The sequence below is a fragment of the Spirosoma aerophilum genome (assembly GCF_054782495.1).
Genome location: NZ_BAAGSJ010000004.1, coordinates 679,210 through 696,457, shown reverse-complemented (window position 1 = coordinate 696,457; position 17,248 = coordinate 679,210). Strand labels below are relative to the sequence as shown.

The following is a 17,248-nucleotide window of genomic DNA, read 5'->3' as shown; positions in this document are numbered from 1 at the left end:
CTGCGAGCCCTATACAACAGGATAGTGCCTACCCCCTGGTGGGCACTATCCTGTTCAATCTATTGCTTACCAGCCGGAACGACCATAGTTGCCGTAGCCGTACCCTCTGTAGCCGCCATAGGGGCGGGGTGGCGGACCATGATGCCGACGGCCATAGCTATTAACAGAACGGTTTGTGTAATAGGTTGGCCCACAGCTGCTAACCGATATGAGTAGCAGCAATGCCACTATATACCCGAGCATTTTTGACGTTTTCATAACCGTAGAATTGTGTTTTTTGAGCAATTCCCAAATTAGATACGCCAACAGGTCGGTTGATTAAAACGGGGTGATTAAGCTTCCGTTAAAGTTTTGGATGTGTATCGTGGTGCGGGTATTTACCCGTGCTTTTATTTGGCAAGCCGGTCCGGCGTTCCGGTTCGCTTGCGTCAGTGAATACTGACTTAATGAAAAGGCACGGGTTCAAACCCGTGCCAGCTAGGCAACCCGCGCCAGCCGCCGTCACCCGCACCAGTTTAAAATCCTAAACGTTTGGCTTACCTTCACAGTTTACTAGCGAAAAGTACCATCCTTCTCGGCCTAATGCAGTTTAGAAAATTTCGTCTCGCTTTGCTGGCAACCGCTTGCCTGGCATTTCTGGTTGGCCCGGCGTCAGCCCAAACGACCGATACGACTAAAGGCGGCCCGCTCGATCTGGGCAAAATGTGGACGTTCGATAATCCGCCCTCCGCCTTTTTCAAAAAGACATACAACTTCACCGCCGACGAAAAATGGTTCGACGAAGCCCGTTTGGCGTCCCTTCGTTTCGCTGATTATTGCTCGGCTTCGTTTGTGTCGGCCAATGGGCTGGTGATGACCAACCACCACTGCGCCAGGGAGTCGGGAACGGGCGTGACCCGCCAGGGCGAAGACCTGAACGCGACAGGTTTCTTTGCCAAAACACCCGCCGAAGAGCGTAAAGTGGATGGCTTGTTCGTAGATCAGCTGGTTAAGATCGAAGACATCACCAAACGGATTCAGGATGCTATGAGTGGCGCAGGCACGGAACAGGCCCAGCTACAGGCGCGTGAACAGGCGTTTGAAACGGTAAAAAAGGAATTTGCGACGAAAGAAGGCTGGAAAGGACTTGAACTCCAAACCATCACGTTTTATAACGGTGGCCGCTATGCGCTGTACGGCTTCAAACGCTATACCGACGTTCGGCTGGTGTTTATGCCGGAGCTGCAACTCGGCTTCTTCGGGGGCGATTACGATAATTTTACGTATCCCCGTTACGCCCTCGACTGTTCGTTTTTTCGAGTGTATGATGGCGGAAAGCCGTTGAAAACAACCCATTTTTTCAAATTCAATACGAATGGTGTCCGCGATGGCGAACCGATTTTTGTGATTGGTAACCCCGGCCACACCGAACGGCTCAAGACTGTCGCCGAGCTGGAGTTCGACCGGGATTTGCAGACGCCAGCGACCATTCAAATGCTGCGTAACCGGTCGACGGCTTTACAGGCCTATAATGCGACGGCAAAGAACGATAGTATTCTGAATGAGATTTTCAGCTATGAAAATAGCCTGAAAGCCTATGGGGGGCAACTCGAAGGGTTACGCGATGCCAGCTTGCTGAAGCGTAAGGCGGTGTTTGAAAGCCAGTTTAAAGCTGCTGCCAAAACTAAAAATTTACCCCCCGACCAGCTGAAGACGTGGGATGAGATTGCCGCCAATACCGCTCAGCTGCGGAGTTTATTTAAAGATGCCAACTACCTCGGACCCAGCGAACGGACGATGGGCGAACTGTTAACGTTTGCCAACATAGCCACTCAGTTTAGTGAGCTACTGGCTACCCGGCCGCAGGATGCCGAACGCGCCCGGTCGCTGATGGGCATGCCCGAGGTCAAGAGTATGTCGCTGGAAGAGGCTTATTTGACGGCTCACCTGGCCGAAGCCCAGGCGGGTCTGGGTAATGACGACCCCTACGTAAAAGCGGCCCTGACGGGTGCCAATGGCAAGATGATGACGCCTAAAGAGGCCGCAGCGTACCTCATAAAAAATACAAAACTGACCGATCCATCGTTTGTCAGTGAATTATCGACTCGGCCCAATGCGGCTGTGGCGTCCAGCGATCCGATGCTGGCGCTGGCCCGGATTGGTTTCCCGCGCTATGTGGCAGCCGCCCGGCAGGCCCGGCAGATTTCGCAGAAACAGGAGGTGCTGCGTGGTCAGCTGGGACGTATGCTATACGATGTGTACGGCACGGCTGTTCCGCCCGACGCAACGTTCTCGCTGCGAATCAACGATGGCGTGGTGCAGTCGTATGATTACAATGGGACGAAAGCCCCCATTCTGACAACCTTCGCCGGTTTATACGACCGCAATTATTCCTTCGCCGATAAAGCGCCCTGGAATTTGCCTGCCCGCTGGAAGAATCCACCAATGGAGTTATTGAAACAACCCATGTGCTTTATCTCGACCAATGATATCATTGGCGGAAACTCGGGGAGTCCGATGATTAACAAAAACCTCGAAGCGGTGGGGCTGGCTTTCGATGGCAATATGGAGAGTCTGCCGGGTGAATTCATCTTCGTGCCCGACGCTAACCGAACGATCTCGGTACATACGGGCGGTATCATTGCCGCCATGCGCTACATCTATAAAGCTGATCGGCTGGTCAGTGAACTGACGGGCGCGGCCGTGCCAACGAAGCCCAAGCCGGCAAAAAAATAAGGGATAGAACGCGGATAAAACAGATTGGACAGATTTTAATGGATTAATGTTGCTAATTTGATCCGTTGAAATCTGTTCAGTCTGTACAATCTGTGTTCTATTCGTATGACTATCTCTGACATTCCGGTGATGCCAAAGTTCTTCGACCGGTATATCAATCTGGCCGGAAACGACTGGCTCCTCCTCGACGCGCTCACCCAGGGCGTGTCATTTGAAAACCTCATCCCTGCCGAAACCCTGGAAAAACTGGGCGATCTCCGTTACGAACCCGGTAAATGGACGGTAAAAGATATTTTACAGCATATCATCGACACCGAGCGTATCATGAGCTACCGGGCGATGCGTATCGCCCGCAATGATAAAACACCACTGCCTGGCTTCGACGAAGTGATGTTTGGTGAATTTGCGAACGGCATCCACCGGACCATCCCCGATCTATACGAAGAATACACGCTGGTAAGGCAATCCAACATCGCTCTGTTCAAGAGCTTTACTGACGAGATGCTGCTACGTACCGGCACCTGCTCCGATCAGCCGATATCCGTCATCGCATTGGGTTTTGTGCTCGTTGGGCATGCTACGCACCACGTCAATGTCATCAACGAACGGTATCTGCCACTGCTGTGAACGTACGTACCTATGGGCCGGGCCGCGTTCGGCTTCAGCCCGTATTCATTCTATCGCCATATACGGGCTGAAGCCGAACGCGGCCCGGCCCATAGGTACGTACACCCTTCTCACCCAATAACTTTTACCATAACCCAATACAACCAACACTTCATGAAGGCAACCTTCTTACTGCTTATTGCTCTGACGGCGCAGACGGTCTGTGCGCAGCAAAAATCTAAAGTTACCGTTACGGACATGGTCCGGATCAAGCAGGTTGGCGGTATTTCGCTATCGCCCGATGGGCAGCGGGCCGTTTATTCCCTAGCCACTATTGAGCCGAATCCTGACCAAAAGGAAGAGTACGAATACAAGACGCACATTTATCTAAGCAACCTGAAGCCCGGTGATGCCAAAGCCCTGACGCGTGGCCCCGAGTCGGCCCGGCAGGCGGTGTGGTCGCCGGATGGACAGCGGATTGCGTTTGTGCGAACCGTGAAAGGTAAAGGCCAGATCTTTATCATGCCGCTGGATGGGGGAGAAGCCTGGCAGCTTACCAACAGCACCTACGGCGCATCGACGCCCCTGTGGTCGCCGGATGGTACCCGGATCGCGTTTACGTCGGGTATCACCATGGCCCAGATGCTGACCGATTCGCTGGTTAATCCCGGCAAAAATACACCCGCCTGGTCACTGGAGAAACCGGGTTTTTCGAGCAATAACTTTATCCAGCGCGACAAGAAAATAAAGGCCAACCCGGATGGGTCACTGGCCGAAATTCGAGCGTATCTGGAAAAGGACGTTGATGACAAAAAAGCGAAGGTATTTAACCGGCTCAACTTTCAAGGCGAAGCGACTACCGAACCCGACATGTCCTTCACGCATATGTATGTTGTCGATGTGAAGGAAGGGGCCATGCCCAAAGCCCTTACGCGCGGCTTTTATTCATATCAGGGCGGCAACTGGCTGCCAAACGGACAGGGGCTGCTAGTCGTAACGGACCGCGATTCGCTCAAACACCCCGACCGGGAGCAGGATAACATGATCGTGTACATTCCGGCCGATGGGTCTGGTACGCGGAAAGCTGTTCTGGCCGAAGCCGGTAAAAGCTACCGCTCGCCCGATCTGTCGCCGGACGGTAAGCAGCTGGCGTTTATGGTATCGTCATCCGAAGGGGTTAACTTTCCTCAGCTTGGTCTGGCTACGGTAAACGGCACTACGGTTTCGGGTGTCGAACTCGTCACCTTCGACCGGGCACCCAGCAGCATGGCCTGGACGACGGCCCCTGCTCCAGCTAAAGGCAAGAAAGGAGCAACGGGCTATGTCATTTACTTCAATGCATCGGCCAACGGTGGTTCGCCCCTCTACCGGCTCGATCCGGCTACGAAGCAGGTGACCCAACTAACCGATTTCACGGCAGGCGTTACCAGTTTCGACGTCGACGGCAACCGGATTGTGCTGGCCAAGACCGAAGTCGCGAACCCATCGGAACTGTACCTGACCGATGCCACGGCCAAAGCACAAACCAAATTAAGCAATCACAATGACTGGGTAGCTCAGCGGCAGTTGAGCCAGCCCGAAAAGCGGACCTACAAAAATTCGCTCGGGCAAACGGTCGATTACTGGATCATGAAGCCGTCCTTCCAGGAAGCTGGCAAAAAATACCCGCTTCTCCTGAACATGCACGGTGGCCCAACAGCCATGTGGGGACCGGGAGAGCCATCCATGTGGCACGAGTTCCAGTACATGTGTTCGCAGGGGTACGGCGTCGTGTATGCCAACCCACGCGGATCGGGTGGATACGGTATCAATTTTCAGCGGGCTAACATTAAGGATTGGGGCACCGGCCCGGCCGAAGATGTGCTGGCGGCAGTGACGGATGCCGCCCGGGAGAACTGGGTCGATACCAGTCGGCAGGTCATCACGGGTGGTTCCTATGCGGGTTACCTGACGGCCTGGATCGTAGGCCACGACAATCGCTTCAAGGCCGCTTTTGCCCAGCGGGGTGTATACGACCTGACAACATTCCTGGGCGAGGGTAATGCGTGGCGGTTGATTCCAAACTATTTCGCCTATCCGTGGTCGGCGGAGGCCAAGGTGCTGGATGCCAACTCGCCTTACACCTTCGTACAGAATATCAAAACGCCGTTGTTGATCAAACACGGCGAGAATGACCTCCGGACCGGGCCGATCCAGAGCGAAATGATGTATAAGAGTTTGAAAATATTGGGTCGCCCGGTAGAGTATGTTCGTATGCCGGGCGCCACGCACGAACTGAGCCGGTCGGGCAACGTTCGGCAGCGGATTGATCGGATGCTGCGGATTTATGAATTTTTTGAGCGCTATGTGGGTGCTGATGCACAGGCTCTAACCCAGAAGTAGACCTCGCATTGCTGGCCGACTCAAAAATTTGCCGGATACTCAAAGAAACGATTTGTCAATCATCGGATTGGGTTTATTTGTCACTGATATTAAACAGGACATCCCAATCCGATGAACAGACAACTTCTTTTACTCGCTCTATCGCTCATGGCCACGACTTCGTTCGGGCAACTGGCCAATGACAATACGTTGAAAGCGCAAATTGACGGCAAGGAATTCGTGACCCAACCCCGCCGGGTTCGAATCGGCAACTTCTGGTGGATAACCGCCAATACCGTGAAGCCCGACAAATCCCTGCGCATCTGGCTCGGCAGCTACGACAAACGGGATATTATCGAAACCGGCACATATCTGATCGTTGATGCTGACAAACCCGACACCAAAGAGAACAAGAAAAAGGTGGAGGATTTGACCAAATACAAGGGGATTGCCGCCATCAAGTACGTCGAAGAGACACGCGAGCCCCGCATGGAATACCACGTTGGCAAGTCGCAGAATGGCGACGAAACTATGGAGGTGAAAATGGGAGCTGATGGGTTTCTGGAAGCGACCTTCAGCAGTAACCTGGTGGGCAGCTACTGGAAAGAAAAAGCCACCGCTACTGCATTCGGTGGCGTGGGACGATTGATCAGCAAGATGGAAGATAAAGCCATCACCAAAGCGTCGGGCTATGATTCGGATATTGACCCGGAAGGGAACGGCTACAAAAGACAGGATAAGCAGGATCAGGTTGTGATAAAAAATGGAACGGTGAAACTGAAAATGAAGTAGCCGAATCCTCGTAAACAACATACCCGATACATCGTTACGTCTTTAACCTGATGCCTGTCAGGTTAAAGACGTTTTTTTGTGGTACCGACGCTCGGCGCTACACATAGCCTACACGTCACTATTATTAAAAAGTTAAAACGCCGAAACCGTTTTATGTATAACTAGCGTAATGAAAAATCAGAAGGAGTCGCTTGAGGACGCGCCCAAGTTTCGGTACTGGAAAAGTCAGGCCGAAGCGAATGGTCTGAAAATTAATGCTGTAAAAGACTTTTATATCCGCTATCGGCATAATGGGGAAGTGTTGTTCGCCATGCTCGAAGTGGACGCCGACACCCCCGAAGGCGACAAGATTCCGCCCGCCCTCTTCCTGAAAGGTCATGCGGTTTCGATGCTGGTCTGTTTGATTGAGAAAGAGACGCGGCAGAAATTTGTGGTTCTGGTGAAACAGCGACGCATTGCCGATGGCTCACAAACGTATGAGCACCCGGCCGGTATGGTCGATGCCAGCGATGCTCCCGGCGAAGTGGCCGCCCGCGAACTGGGCGAAGAGATCGGCATGACCGTTTCGGCCAATGAACTGACCAGGCTGAACCCACGCGTGTGGCACCCCAGCACCGGCACCAGCGATGAGGGCATGCACTTTTTCTACATCGAGAAAGAAATGGCCCGCGACGAGATCATGGCGTTTCATGAGCAAAACATGGGTAATCAGTCGGAGTTCGAGCGTATAACGAGTGTGGTAGCCACCTTACCCGAAGCACACAAACTGATCACAAACGTCAATGGGTTGCTGTTGCATTTCCTGTATTTACAGCACGTGGGAGATTATTACACAATGAAATTGCTGTAGTTGTCAGTTGATAAACTGCAGTATCAATAAACGTATAGGAACATGGATGAATTTATGCAGGAGGCTATTCGTCAGGCCCGGAAGAGTTTAAGCGAAGGCGGCATCCCGATCGGGTCGGCGCTGATCAAAAATGGCGAACTGGTGGCGTCGGGCCATAACAAGCGGGTGCAGGAAAATAACCCGATCCTGCATGGCGAGATGGACTGCCTGAATAATGCCGGCCGGGTTGGGTCGTTTCGCGATACGGTTATTTACTCCACCCTGATGCCCTGCTACATGTGCGCCGGAACCATCGTGCAGTTCAAGATTCCCAAAGTCATTGTTGGTGAGTCTCGTACGTTTTCCGGAGCGCGAGCATTCATGGAACAGCATGGGGTGGAAGTGATTGATCTTGACCTGCCCGAGTGTGTGGATATGATGAACCAGTTCATTGCCGAAAAGCCGACGCTCTGGAATGAGGATATTGGTGAACTATAGGCAATAGCTAGTTACCTTATTTGAACTAATTCGTCACATACGCTGATCATAACGACTTACAGTTGTGCGGTGTATGTGGCGTTTTTTCATTCTGGTTATCTGTATAAGCTATCCGTCGGGCTTGCAGGCGCAGCGTTCCGAGATCTGGCGCGAGCGGCCGGGTAGCTGGCTTTTAAATGGCGGATTGGGCGCTACCCATTATCTGGGTGATTTGACCGAAGCGGGTAATCTGGGCCATTTACGCCTGGGGGCTGCCCTGGATATGGCGATTGCCTATCGATACTCTCCTCAGCTGACGTTGCGGGCTGAAGGACAGCTCTATTATATTCGGGGTACGCATAGAGATACTCATCTGGCGTATAACAACCTGTCATTTTATAGTATAAACCCCGACATCTGGGCGGGTGTACAATGGGATTTCTGGCCGGCCAGTCATCGCAATCATGTGATCATCCCCTATGCACTGGCAGGCGTTGGGCTAACCCACATAACACCCCGAGCGATGTTTCAGGGGCAATCGGTCAGCCTACCCTCGCTACAAACAGAAGGCGTACGGTATAACCGGCTGCCGTTTACTGTGCGCTACGGTCTGGGTGTTCCCATTCACTCGACAGATCGATTAAAATGGAACGTGGAGGCTGCTTACACCCATGTGTTCAGTGATTATCTGGACGATGTGAGTACCGTTTATCCCGACATTACGCTGATGGATCCATTTGCCGCTGCCTTATCAGACCGGCGGCTGGAGATTGGTCTCAAGCCCAACGCCCCCGGTGCACAACGCGGCAATAGCAATCGGCGGGATGGTTATTTTGTCCTCTCGGCGCGGTTGATCTTTGTGATCATGACGCCTTCCCAGCGGAATTACCGCCGGATGTTTCATCGTTAGGCTTTTGGGGTCTTTTGACGTATTTTTGGCCGAAACGTAAACTTGCCGAATGAGTCCTGCTATTTTCATTGATGCACTTCAAGATGAACTTCAGTCTATAGAATACGGGCAGGCCCCGCCCGAACTCTACGATCCAATAAAATACATTATGAGTTTGGGAGGGAAGCGTATGCGTCCCTTGCTGACGTTGATGGGTGCCTACCTGTTCACGGACGACTGGCGGAAAGCGATTCGTCCGGCGCTGGGCGTCGAGGTCTTTCACAACTTCACGCTCATGCACGACGACATTATGGACAAAGCTCCGCTTCGCCGGGGGCAGCTGACCGTACATGAGAAATGGAATGGGAATGTCGCCATTCTGTCGGGCGATGTCATGCTCGTGAACGCCTATCAGCTGCTGCTCCACATCGAATCCGACAAACTGGCTATGGCGCTGGCTCGCTTTAGCCGCACTGCTGCCGAAGTCTGTGAAGGCCAGCAGATGGACATGAATTTCGAAACCCGCTGGGATGTTTCTGAAGCCGAGTACATTGACATGATTCGGCTAAAAACGTCCGTCCTGCTTGGGTATTCACTGGAATTAGGTGGCTTGATTGGAGGTGCCGATCTTGAAACAACCCGGCATCTGTATGATGGAGGCATGAACATCGGGGTTGGCTTTCAGTTAAAAGATGACCTGCTGGATGTGTACGGTGACCCGGCCAAGTTCGGCAAGCAGGTTGGTGGCGATATTATTGCCAATAAAAAAACCTTCCTGCTCATTGAAGCCCTGGCACAGGCCAAAGGTACTGTCCGGGATGAACTGATCGACTGGTTAACACGAACGGAGTTTGACAAAGCCGAAAAAGTAAAGGCCGTTACTGCTATTTATAACCAGTTGGGTATTCGGGAGCTTACCGAAGCGCGCATCAATGAGTATTTCGCTCTTGGATTTGCCAATTTTGACCAGATCAATGCCCAACCCGGTCGGAAAGCCCTGTTGATTCAATTTGCCCGTCAGCTTGTCGAGCGGGAAAGCTAGATAGAGCGCTGTATGCTGTACCCACGGACTTTAGTCCGTGTTTGTGAAAATAATCACGGACTAAAGTCCGTGGGTACAGCATATATCATATACATTACATCATTCATCAAGCCATGAGTATTACCCTGATTATCATTGTTGTTACGGTTATCGTGAGTGTGGCCGCCTGGAATAACTATAGCCTGATGAATCAGTGGATCATGAATCCCTATCAGGTCGCCAGCCGGGGGCAGTATTACCGCCTGATTACGTCGGGTTTTCTACATGCCGACTGGGGACATTTGTTCTTCAACATGCTCAGTCTTTACTTTTTTGGGGGATTCATCGAGCAGGTGTTTAGCATGCTGTTTGGTGGCAACGGGGCGGTATACCTGATCGGCTTTTATCTGGTCGCTATTCTGGTGTCGGATATTCCCAGTTTTCTGAAACATAAAAACGATCCCGGTTATAACTCTTTGGGCGCATCGGGGGGTGTATCGGCTATTATTTTCGCGGCCATTCTGTTCCGGCCGTTAACGCCGATCTACATGTACTTTATCCCCATTGGTATTCCGGGTTTCATTTTCGGAGGTCTTTATCTGGCTTATTCCTATTACGAGTCGAAACGGGGGGCGGGAAATGTAAACCACGATGCTCACTTCTACGGTGCTTTGTTTGGGATTATTTTCATGATTGTGGTGTATCCGGAAGTGCTGCCCGGTTTTCTTGACCAGATTGCCGGCTGGAGACCCTTTTAAGGAATAGTGAACAGGTAAGCAGGTAACTAGTAAAATTGAACGGAAACCATGTTCCGATTTTTTAATCAACCTTACCCAATTGATTCCTCGGCCCTTTCCCAATTACGAAAGGCAGCACTGATCGGCTTATTTATTGGTCTGTTTCTGCTGATCTTCCAACCCTTTGGACTGGCTTCATGGAATACACCCGACAAGGCGTTCAAAACGCTGGGCTTTGGTGCCGTAACGTTTGTGGTAACAGTCTTTAATTTTGTTATTCTTCGACGGCTGTTCCCGAGTCTGTATGCAGAGAAACAATGGACCGTTGGCCGTGAAATACTGGGATTGATGGTTAATATCACGCTCATTGCGGTAGCTAACCGGCTCTATTTGAGTTGGCTGCTGAGATCGGAAGAGGTTAGTGGCATGAGTTGGCTGGGTATGATTCTGGGGACTTTCCTGATCGGGTTATTTCCAATAACGGGGCTTGTATTCGTTAACTATATCACCCAACTTAAAAAATACAGTCAGGCCGCTGCCAGTTTGCCGGTCCATGTGCATAATGATGAAACGACGCTGGCCCAAAACACCCCGGTTGGCTCAGCTACTGAGCCCGAACAGCCAACCGTTACCCTCGTTGCTGACAATGAAAAAGATGTTGTCACGATCAATTCCGAAGATCTCCTCTTCATTGAGTCGAGCGATAATTACTGCACGGTTACCCATCTGAAAAATAAGCAGGTTATGAAGCCGCTGCTGCGGAGTAGCCTTAGTCGGCTGGAGAAACAGATTACCCAGCCCTATATTGTCAGGTGCCACCGGTCTTACATTGTTAACCTCGACCGGGTAGAGCGTGTAACGGGCAATGCGCAGGGCTACAAACTGCATTTGTTGTCAGGGCAATTTGTGGTGCCGGTAGCCCGGCAGTATAACGAGACCCTTATTGCGGAACTGAAAGCCTTGTAAAACGCCCCTCCGTTCGTCCCAAACGCCATTTTGCTTTGTCAAACGCCCCAAAGCGTGTTGGTGGTCCCTTTTCATTATTGACTTCTTCTGGGTTGCCGTAGGTTTGTCTCAACGAAAAACAAACCCGGTAACGGCCATGAAAACAGTCATCATTTCTCTGCTCATTCTTCACATCGCGACAGGCTTTTCCGCCCTGCTTGTTGGCCTGATTCCCATGATCGCCAAAAAGGGAGGACAACTGCATAATCGGGCCGGGCTTATTTATGTTTACTGCATGATAGCAGTAGCTATATCAGCCTTGATGTTATGTGCTCTACAGCCGTTTAAGATGATGCGTTTATTTCTGACCGGCATTGCTGTTTTCAGCTTCTACCTGAGCATGACGGGCTGGCGGGCCACCAAACAGAAAAAATCGGGACCAACCCTGGCTGACAAAGCCCTTACGTTTGTCACGTTGCTGGTTAGTCTGGCTATGATAAGCTTTGGCATTTATTTGCTGGCACAATACGGAGCGTCGTTCTTCCCGATTTTATTTACCTTCTTTGGCCTGTTGACCATGACATTTGCCGGCCGCGATGTTCAAGCCATGACGCGCCCAAGTGAAAAGATGCATTGGTTTTTTCAGCACTTCACCCGAATGGGCGGCTCGTATATTGCCACGTTTACGGCGGCTCTGGTCACCAACCTGCCCCGCTTGTTACCCACTAATGCACCCGAATGGATGTCAACCGTTGGTTGGATAGCTCCTTCGCTAGTGGGTGGAATGCTCATTGGTTATACCGTTCGGTATTACAAGCTGAAATTCAGCGGTTCTAAACTCCCCGCTGTTGCTTAAGTATGAGCCGTTTCGTTATAACGCTGCTTTTTGTGTTATCCTTTTGGCAAGAAGCCTCTGGTCAAGCACGTTTAACCCCCGAACAGCTGCGGGCCGATATTGAGCGATTACGCACCCTGCTGGAAACCTGGCACCCCGGTTACGCGCAATATCAATCGCCGGATGCGTTAAGAAAGCAGTTTGATGAGATTGGTCAGCGAATAGCGCAGCCCATGACAGCCCGGCAATTTATGCGTGTTGCCCGTGTGGCTTCGGCTCAGATACAATGTCTGCATACTACAGTTTCGCTACCTGTGGCTAAAGGGCAGGCTACAACAAAGCCCGGCAATAGGTTTCTGTCGAACCTTTACCTAACGGCCGACAACCAATTGCTCAACCGCGCTACCGGCGACACTATTCGGCAGATTAACGGCCGTTCGGCACCCTTGATCGCTGATAGCCTGTTGCAGTTTTTTGCGAGTGATGGCCCCAATCCATCACTGAAACACTGGGCAGTCAACCGGCAGTTTGCTACGGTGTATGCTGCTCGTTTTGGACTGGTCGATACGTTGAACCTATTGGTTGCTTCGAGCACGGGTATGATTCGTCAGCAAATCATAGCCGATAAGGCCAAACCGGATACAATGGCAGCCTATCTCGCCAACCAGCCCTATCAAATCTGGCACGCCAGCCCCGATATTACTCTCTATTCACTGAACAAACAGCCTGATGTGGCCGTATTGCAGCTTCGGTCTGTGGGCGGGATTCTAAATCAGTTCAGGGTAAAACGGATTATGCGGTTGCTACAGAAACAGTCTGTTCGGCAGTTGGTGCTCGATTTGCGAAACAATACCGGTGGACGCGTCTGGACGGCTACAACTTTATTGAAACACCTGCTTCATCAACCCACGACCCTTTCTTTTGAGCGGTATCAAAAAGCGCAGGGGGCATCACCGCTGGGAGTTGTAAATCAGTTGTTCCGGTTTCTCTATAGTGCCCGTCTTTCCCTCAGAACCTCCGTGAACCGGGCCGCCGGGCGCGTGCGTCATACATACACCATCCGGCCAGTACGCCAGTTATTTGCGGGGCAGCTGACCGTGTTGATAAATGGTGGAACGGCGTCGGCAGCATCGCTCATGGCGGCTTATCTGCATGAGCAAAACCGGGCTACATTTGTTGGGTCAGAAAGTGGAGGCAGCCGATTTGTAAGTGCCGGCATGCAGGTTCCTACCCGCCCACTACATCATTCGGGGTTGCGGGTGAGGGTTCCTTTGTATCAGGTTATTCATGCCACCCAAGCGCCTAATGATGGACATGGCGTATTGCCCGATGTGTTTGTCGATGAATGGCAATCCACACAGGATGTGGTGATGCAGAAAGCCCTGGAGCGGACAGCTCCCGCCAAAACGCTGGTCATCGAACGACCGTAGGCTTAGTTCGTGATTCGTGTCTTTGCCACCGGCAGAGCCTTCTCGGCCCACTGCTGCATCTGCCTGCCCGAATAGTGAAGCCCGTCGGAAGCAAATTGTGTTGCGTCGCCAGTGGCTGATCGGGAGAGGGGGGTAATATCAACATACGCAATGCCTGCCTTTCGACATTCCTCCTTCGCAATGGCGTTGAACTGGTCGATCTCGCGGGCTACTTTGGCTTTATCGCGACCAGCAGCAAACGGCGAAGCCCCCCAATCGGGAATAGAGAGCACAAAAACATGCGTCGGTTTGCCACCTGCAAATTGAGCCGCTGTTTGCAATAGCTGAATAAATTCGGCCCGGTAGCGGTCCGGACTCTGGCCCCGATACTGGTTATTGACGCCAATCAGCAGGGAAACCAGCCCGTAGGTGTTCTGGTTTCCGCTGGCTTTGATGGCTTCCTGCAATTCGGCCGTTGTCCAGCCGGTTTTAGCAATAATATCCGGGTTTGCCACATCGATACCTTCTTTTCGCAGCATACCCGCCAGTTGAACGCTCCACCGGTCGGCTTCGGGCACGCTTTCGCCAATGGTATAGGAGTCGCCCAGGGATAAAAAGGTGTGTTTTGACTGAGAGAAGGCTGACGTGGCAGTCATTATGAAAAGTAGTAAAACCGGGATTTTTATGATTTGATTGATTTTCATGATTTTGCCTAACATACTGAATGCCTGACTCGAAAAAGCGAATGGCTATCAAAATTAGATTTTTAAATCTTCGTTAATCATTATTTGCTTTATCGATCAACAAAATCACAGTCGGTCAGTTAAATCACAAAAATCCTGCGGGGCCGCCCATGCGGTTATTACTCCTGCTCCAGCAAAAACGCTTTGATGAACGGGTCGATATCGCCATCCAGCACAGCTTCTGTATTCGACGTTTGATAGCCTGTACGGTGGTCTTTCACCCGGCGGTCGTCGAGTACGTAGGAACGGATTTGTGAACCCCACTCGATCTTTTGTTTGCTGGCTTCCACTTCGGCCCGGGCGGCATTGCGCTTCTGAACCTCAATTTCATACAGCTTGGACTTCAGCAACCGAATGGCTACTTCCTTATTCTGTAACTGGCTCCGTTCCTGCTGGCACTCGATAATCAGGCCCGACGGTTTGTGCTTCAGGCGAACGGCGGTTTCGACCTTGTTCACGTTCTGGCCACCCGCGCCCCCCGACCGGAACGTGTCCCAGTCAATATCGGCCGGATTGACTTCAATGTTGATCGTGTCGTCAATGAGCGGATAAGCATATACCGACGCAAAGGAGGTATGTCGACGGGCGTTGGAATCGAAGGGCGAGATGCGCACCAGCCGGTGAACACCATTTTCGGATTTCAGGAAGCCATAGGCCAGCGGGCCGTCCACTTCAATCGTTGCCGATTTAATGCCCGCCGTGTCGCCATCCTGATAGTCGACCTGTTTGAGGCCGTAGCCATGTTTTTCGGCCCAGCGCATATACATTCGGTAGAGCATATCGGCCCAATCCTGGCTTTCGGTTCCACCGGCTCCGGCGTTTATTTCGAGCACCGCGCTAAGCTGGTCCTCTTCATTACCGAGCATTTTTTTGAGTTCGAGTTCTTCGAGAGTGGTCGTTACCTTACGGCCTTCCTCATCAACTTCCTCTTCCGTTACATCGCCGGCTTCGTAAAATTCAAACAGGGTTTCGAGATCGCCGAACTGGCTGTTCAGCTTCTCATAGCCGGTAGTCCAGCCTTTCAGACCGCGTACCTGCTTCATAACCCCTTCGGCACGGGCCGCGTCGGTCCAGAATTCGGGTTGAAATGTCTGCTGTTCGAGTTCAGCTAGTTGTTCTTTCTTATTATCGTAGTCAAAGATACCCCCTCAAAGCCTCTACTCTGGCTCTCAAGTCGGTCAACTGGTCAGTTGTCATGAACTTGTCTTCTTGTTTGAAAAAATAAAATGTGACACAGCGATACACAGAGGAGCGCAGAGACTCACTGAGAAAAATCAGAAGAATACCTCCGTGTCGCTTTGTTCTCCTCTGGGTATCGCTGTGATACAATGCAAAGATAGAACAAATCAAGCTGGGGTAAGGGTTTACATCGGGTATCAACTTTTCGGCCTACCTTTGCGTTCTCCTTGTAAGAAGAGTTTACTTTTTTCATTCTACATAATTCATTCATTAACTAATGGCTTCACAGTACGATGTAATCGTTGTGGGTAGCGGACCGGGCGGCTATGTAGCTGCTATCCGGGCGTCGCAGTTGGGTATGAAAACAGCCGTCATTGAGCGCGAAAGCCTCGGCGGTATCTGTCTGAACTGGGGTTGTATCCCAACCAAAGCCCTGCTGAAATCGGCGCAGGTTTTTGAGTATATCAAACACTCCGCCGATTATGGCATTACCATATCGGGCGAGTCACAAGCCGATTTCGGAGCCGTTATCAAGCGAAGCCGGGGCGTTGCCGACAGCATGAGCAAAGGCGTTCAGTTTCTGATGAAAAAGAACAAAATTGACGTCATCAATGGCTTCGGTAAAGTAAAAGCAGGTAAGAAAGTTGACGTAACAGCCGCCGACGGTAAAGTCACGGAATACGAAGCTAAACATATCATTATTGCTACCGGTGGCCGTGCCCGTCAATTGCCGAACGTACCCATCGATGGTAACAAGGTCATCGAATACCGGAAGGCCATGTCGCTCGAAAAGCGGCCTGATAGCCTGCTGGTAATCGGTTCCGGTGCTATTGGTGTTGAATTCGCCTATGTGTACGCCAGCATGGGCACCAAAGTGACCATCATCGAATTCCTGCCCAACGTGGTGCCGGTTGAAGATGAAGACATTTCGAAAGAATTGGCCAAGCAGTACAAAAAACTGGGCATTGATATTTACACCAAGTCGGAGGTTACGAAAGTCGACACCAGCGGCAATGGCTGCAAAGTGTTCGTGAAAACCCCCGACGGCGAGAAAACCTTCGACGTCGACATCGTTCTGTCGGCAGCGGGTGTGGTGGCCAATATTGAGAATATTGGTCTGGAAGAGCTGGGTATTTCAGTTGACCGCGGCAAAATTGTTACCGACGATTACTACCGCACCAACGTAGAAGGCTATTACGCCATCGGCGACGTAACGAAAGGCCAGGCGCTGGCGCACGTAGCCTCTGCCGAAGCGATCATCTGCATTGAGAAAATTGCGGGCCTGCCACACGTTGAGCCGCTGAATTACAATAACATTCCGGGCTGTACGTACTGCACGCCCGAAATTGCCTCAGTCGGTTATACGGAAAAGGCTGCGCGTGAAGCGGGTTACGAGCTCAAAGTAGGCAAATTCCCGTTCTCGGCCTCGGGCAAGGCGAAAGCCGGTGGCGTTCCCGAAGGCTTCGTAAAAGTGATCTTCGATGCTAAATACGGCGAGTTTCTGGGTGCTCACTTCATTGGCTCAAACGTAACGGAAATGATTGCCGAGGTGGTAGCCGCTCGCAAGCTGGAAACAACCGGCGAAGAGATTCTGAAAACGGTTCACCCGCACCCAACCATGTCTGAAGCCATTAAAGATGCTACGGAAGCGGCTTATGGTGAAGCGATTCACCTGTAGTATTTTGCTGTATCGATCAGCATGACAAAATA

General features: G+C 51.5%; 16 protein-coding genes. 13 read left to right on the top strand and 3 right to left on the bottom strand.

From position 1 onward, the window contains the following. Positions 1 to 66: 66 nt before the first annotated feature. Complete coding sequence (locus tag ACYVK4_RS04730) at positions 67 to 258, bottom strand: hypothetical protein (RefSeq protein WP_461126325.1); 192 nt, start codon at positions 256 to 258, stop codon at positions 67 to 69. A 324-nt stretch (positions 259 to 582) separates the two neighbouring features. Here ACYVK4_RS04730 and ACYVK4_RS04725 point away from each other — a divergent pair, with 324 nt between their 5' ends. The 12 genes from ACYVK4_RS04725 to ACYVK4_RS04670 all read left to right on the top strand — a co-directional run bounded on the left by ACYVK4_RS04725 (position 583) and on the right by ACYVK4_RS04670 (position 13,637). Continuing rightward, the gene (locus ACYVK4_RS04725) at positions 583 to 2,715 is read left to right on the top strand and encodes a S46 family peptidase (RefSeq protein ID WP_461126324.1); all 2,133 of its coding nucleotides are present in this window, start codon (positions 583 to 585) and stop codon (positions 2,713 to 2,715) included. Between the two features lie 105 nt (positions 2,716 to 2,820). Beyond that, on the top strand, positions 2,821 to 3,342 hold the full coding sequence (locus tag ACYVK4_RS04720) for a DinB family protein (protein WP_461126323.1): 522 nt from the start codon (positions 2,821 to 2,823) through the stop codon (positions 3,340 to 3,342). Between the two features lie 153 nt (positions 3,343 to 3,495). Further along, complete coding sequence (locus tag ACYVK4_RS04715) at positions 3,496 to 5,703, top strand: S9 family peptidase (protein ID WP_461126322.1); 2,208 nt, start codon at positions 3,496 to 3,498, stop codon at positions 5,701 to 5,703. 111 nt (positions 5,704 to 5,814) lie between these two features. Further along, a complete protein-coding gene (locus tag ACYVK4_RS04710; RefSeq protein WP_461126321.1) occupies positions 5,815 to 6,474 on the top strand; it encodes a hypothetical protein in 660 nt (219 codons plus the stop codon). Between the two features lie 169 nt (positions 6,475 to 6,643). Further along, positions 6,644 to 7,324: an NUDIX hydrolase gene (locus ACYVK4_RS04705; RefSeq protein WP_461126320.1), complete on the top strand. Its 681-nt coding sequence runs from the start codon at positions 6,644 to 6,646 to the stop codon at positions 7,322 to 7,324. 42 nt (positions 7,325 to 7,366) lie between these two features. Beyond that, positions 7,367 to 7,801, top strand: a complete 435-nt coding sequence (locus tag ACYVK4_RS04700; RefSeq protein WP_461126319.1) for a nucleoside deaminase — start codon at positions 7,367 to 7,369, stop codon at positions 7,799 to 7,801. 73 nt (positions 7,802 to 7,874) lie between these two features. Further along, a complete protein-coding gene (locus ACYVK4_RS04695) occupies positions 7,875 to 8,690 on the top strand; it encodes a hypothetical protein (RefSeq protein WP_461126318.1) in 816 nt (271 codons plus the stop codon). A gap of 49 nt (positions 8,691 to 8,739) precedes the next feature. Then, positions 8,740 to 9,711: a polyprenyl synthetase family protein gene (locus tag ACYVK4_RS04690; RefSeq protein ID WP_461126317.1), complete on the top strand. Its 972-nt coding sequence runs from the start codon at positions 8,740 to 8,742 to the stop codon at positions 9,709 to 9,711. Between the two features lie 113 nt (positions 9,712 to 9,824). Continuing rightward, positions 9,825 to 10,448, top strand: a complete 624-nt coding sequence (locus ACYVK4_RS04685) for a rhomboid family intramembrane serine protease (protein ID WP_461126316.1) — start codon at positions 9,825 to 9,827, stop codon at positions 10,446 to 10,448. A 48-nt stretch (positions 10,449 to 10,496) separates the two neighbouring features. Further along, complete coding sequence (locus tag ACYVK4_RS04680) at positions 10,497 to 11,393, top strand: LytR/AlgR family response regulator transcription factor (RefSeq protein WP_461126315.1); 897 nt, start codon at positions 10,497 to 10,499, stop codon at positions 11,391 to 11,393. 136 nt (positions 11,394 to 11,529) lie between these two features. After that, positions 11,530 to 12,228, top strand: a complete 699-nt coding sequence (locus tag ACYVK4_RS04675; protein WP_461126314.1) for a DUF2306 domain-containing protein — start codon at positions 11,530 to 11,532, stop codon at positions 12,226 to 12,228. 2 nt (positions 12,229 to 12,230) lie between these two features. After that, positions 12,231 to 13,637 carry a S41 family peptidase gene (locus ACYVK4_RS04670; RefSeq protein ID WP_461126313.1) on the top strand — a complete coding sequence of 469 codons (1,407 nt, stop codon included), beginning with the start codon at positions 12,231 to 12,233 and terminating at the stop codon, positions 13,635 to 13,637. A gap of 2 nt (positions 13,638 to 13,639) precedes the next feature. Here the strand turns inward: ACYVK4_RS04670 and ACYVK4_RS04665 are convergent, their stop codons facing one another. Beyond that, positions 13,640 to 14,272 carry an SGNH/GDSL hydrolase family protein gene (locus ACYVK4_RS04665; protein ID WP_461126312.1) on the bottom strand — a complete coding sequence of 211 codons (633 nt, stop codon included), beginning with the start codon at positions 14,270 to 14,272 and terminating at the stop codon, positions 13,640 to 13,642. Between the two features lie 206 nt (positions 14,273 to 14,478). Further along, a protein-coding gene (gene prfB / locus ACYVK4_RS04660; RefSeq protein ID WP_461126311.1) for a peptide chain release factor 2 occupies positions 14,479 to 15,556 on the bottom strand; the annotation gives its coding sequence in 2 pieces (ribosomal slippage) (positions 14,479 to 15,495 and positions 15,497 to 15,556; 1,077 coding nt in all). A 259-nt stretch (positions 15,557 to 15,815) separates the two neighbouring features. On the opposite strand from prfB, the gene lpdA reads away from it, so the two are divergent. Beyond that, positions 15,816 to 17,216 carry a dihydrolipoyl dehydrogenase gene (gene lpdA, locus ACYVK4_RS04655; protein ID WP_461126310.1) on the top strand — a complete coding sequence of 467 codons (1,401 nt, stop codon included), beginning with the start codon at positions 15,816 to 15,818 and terminating at the stop codon, positions 17,214 to 17,216. Positions 17,217 to 17,248: the final 32 nt, after the last annotated feature.

Excerpts from the sequence above, each read along its gene's own strand:
- ACYVK4_RS04730 (WP_461126325.1), bottom strand. The coding sequence starts at position 258 with ATGAAAACGTCAAAAATGCTCGGGTATATAGTGGCATTGCTGCTACTC.
- ACYVK4_RS04725 (WP_461126324.1), top strand. The coding sequence starts at position 583 with ATGCAGTTTAGAAAATTTCGTCTCGCTTTGCTGGCAACCGCTTGCCTG.
- ACYVK4_RS04720 (WP_461126323.1), top strand. The coding sequence starts at position 2,821 with ATGACTATCTCTGACATTCCGGTGATGCCAAAGTTCTTCGACCGGTAT.
- ACYVK4_RS04715 (WP_461126322.1), top strand. The coding sequence starts at position 3,496 with ATGAAGGCAACCTTCTTACTGCTTATTGCTCTGACGGCGCAGACGGTC.
- ACYVK4_RS04710 (WP_461126321.1), top strand. The coding sequence starts at position 5,815 with ATGAACAGACAACTTCTTTTACTCGCTCTATCGCTCATGGCCACGACT.
- ACYVK4_RS04705 (WP_461126320.1), top strand. The coding sequence starts at position 6,644 with ATGAAAAATCAGAAGGAGTCGCTTGAGGACGCGCCCAAGTTTCGGTAC.
- ACYVK4_RS04700 (WP_461126319.1), top strand. The coding sequence starts at position 7,367 with ATGGATGAATTTATGCAGGAGGCTATTCGTCAGGCCCGGAAGAGTTTA.
- ACYVK4_RS04695 (WP_461126318.1), top strand. The coding sequence starts at position 7,875 with ATGTGGCGTTTTTTCATTCTGGTTATCTGTATAAGCTATCCGTCGGGC.
- ACYVK4_RS04690 (WP_461126317.1), top strand. The coding sequence starts at position 8,740 with ATGAGTCCTGCTATTTTCATTGATGCACTTCAAGATGAACTTCAGTCT.
- ACYVK4_RS04685 (WP_461126316.1), top strand. The coding sequence starts at position 9,825 with ATGAGTATTACCCTGATTATCATTGTTGTTACGGTTATCGTGAGTGTG.
- ACYVK4_RS04680 (WP_461126315.1), top strand. The coding sequence starts at position 10,497 with ATGTTCCGATTTTTTAATCAACCTTACCCAATTGATTCCTCGGCCCTT.
- ACYVK4_RS04675 (WP_461126314.1), top strand. The coding sequence starts at position 11,530 with ATGAAAACAGTCATCATTTCTCTGCTCATTCTTCACATCGCGACAGGC.
- ACYVK4_RS04670 (WP_461126313.1), top strand. The coding sequence starts at position 12,231 with ATGAGCCGTTTCGTTATAACGCTGCTTTTTGTGTTATCCTTTTGGCAA.
- ACYVK4_RS04665 (WP_461126312.1), bottom strand. The coding sequence starts at position 14,272 with ATGACTGCCACGTCAGCCTTCTCTCAGTCAAAACACACCTTTTTATCC.
- lpdA (WP_461126310.1), top strand. The coding sequence starts at position 15,816 with ATGGCTTCACAGTACGATGTAATCGTTGTGGGTAGCGGACCGGGCGGC.